This is a genomic window from Microcoleus sp. S13_C5, from assembly GCF_036700845.1.
Classification (GTDB): domain Bacteria; phylum Cyanobacteriota; class Cyanobacteriia; order Cyanobacteriales; family Microcoleaceae; genus Microcoleus.
Genome location: NZ_JAUBPR010000294.1, coordinates 1 through 1,279, shown reverse-complemented (window position 1 = coordinate 1,279; position 1,279 = coordinate 1). Strand labels below are relative to the sequence as shown.

Below are 1,279 nucleotides of genomic sequence, written 5' to 3'. Positions count from 1 at the left end.
CAAATTAGTTCGTTGTCATCTTACAATTTTATTCTTGAAGCCCTATTCTATGCAGCTTCATATTAAATTGGTATCACGCTTTTGCTGTTGATAGTGATATACTCCGAACCCTAGTAATACTAAAAATGCAGGAGCATAAGAAAGAGAACCGTTGAAAACATTTGTAAACTTATTGCTGAAGTTGCTTGCAAAGAAAAATCCTACGAGCAATCCTCCTGCATATCCATATTTCATCCTAACTACTTGACGGCTATAGAGCCATAAAAACCCAAGCTGAAACAGCATAATAGGAATCACATCTAGTAATCTTGCCCATTGTGTCGCAAATGTATGAAATAGCGCACTTCCAATACCTATACTGGTGGCTAAAGTAATCAATATCCAAATACCCTTGGGTACTTTTTGCTCTCGCTGAGCCAATTGAAAAATAGCCCATGCTGCAATGAAAAAAGAAATATTAGATACAGCATTTAGTGGTTCACTCCATAAACCAGGTATGGTACGTTCGCAGTAAAGATCGATGTAATCATTCATCTCATGTCACTGTTGGGGGAGTTGAAGCCATAATACAGCAAAAGCGTTAAAGTGAACGAAAAAAACTGTCTCAAATTTAATGAATTCCCCAATTTTTCCCGATCGCCGTTTTTTAAAATATCGAATTGCCCTGCTCATCAGTATAATCGTGATTATCCCTTTAGGTTATGTGGTGAGATTTTCTCGCGGCCCTGCACCGGAATGGTTCAACGACTCTTTTGGGAGCATAGCTTATGAGCTATTTTGGATTTTGCTGGTAGTTCTGATATTGCCGCGATTTTCGCAAATTAGGGCGGCTGTAGCTGTGTGTCTAGCTACCTGCGGAGTAGAGTTTCTCCAACTGTGGACACCTCCGTTTTTACAAGCAATGCGAGCTACTTTACCCGGAAGGCTGATTTTGGGAAATCACTTTACTTGGTCAGATTTTATCTCTTATTTTGTGGGGAGTTTTTTAGGTTGGTTGTGGGTGCGATGGCTTCATTTCACTTGCTTCCGCTTGTAAGTTGTACTGCATTTAAATTGTATATTTCCATGACTAGAGCCAAAATCGTCAAATCCTCTCCCCATCAGCTCCTCTAACACCATAGACAATCTAGATGCACAAAAGCTTAATGATATGGTTGCGGTTATTTTCACTTTAGCTAAGCGATCGGGTTAACTTAGAATTGAGGTAGAAGTTCACGGGGGTAGCAAAAACCAAAAAAATCTGATAAGGTGAGGCACATGGAGAAGACAGTGCCGGAAT

The 1,279-nt window shown here is 40.0% G+C and carries 2 protein-coding genes; one reads left to right on the top strand and one right to left on the bottom strand.

Annotated elements, in window-relative coordinates; all coding sequences use genetic code 11:
* Positions 1–57 precede the first annotated feature (57 nt).
* Entirely contained in the window at positions 58–534 is a 477-nt protein-coding gene (locus QUA04_RS29685) for a ceramidase domain-containing protein (RefSeq protein ID WP_333264395.1), read from the bottom strand.
* Between the two features lie 79 nt (positions 535–613).
* Between QUA04_RS29685 and QUA04_RS29680 the strand changes: the two genes are divergently transcribed.
* The gene (locus QUA04_RS29680; protein ID WP_333264391.1) at positions 614–1,036 is read left to right on the top strand and encodes a DUF2809 domain-containing protein; all 423 of its coding nucleotides are present in this window, start codon (positions 614–616) and stop codon (positions 1,034–1,036) included.
* Positions 1,037–1,279: the final 243 nt, after the last annotated feature.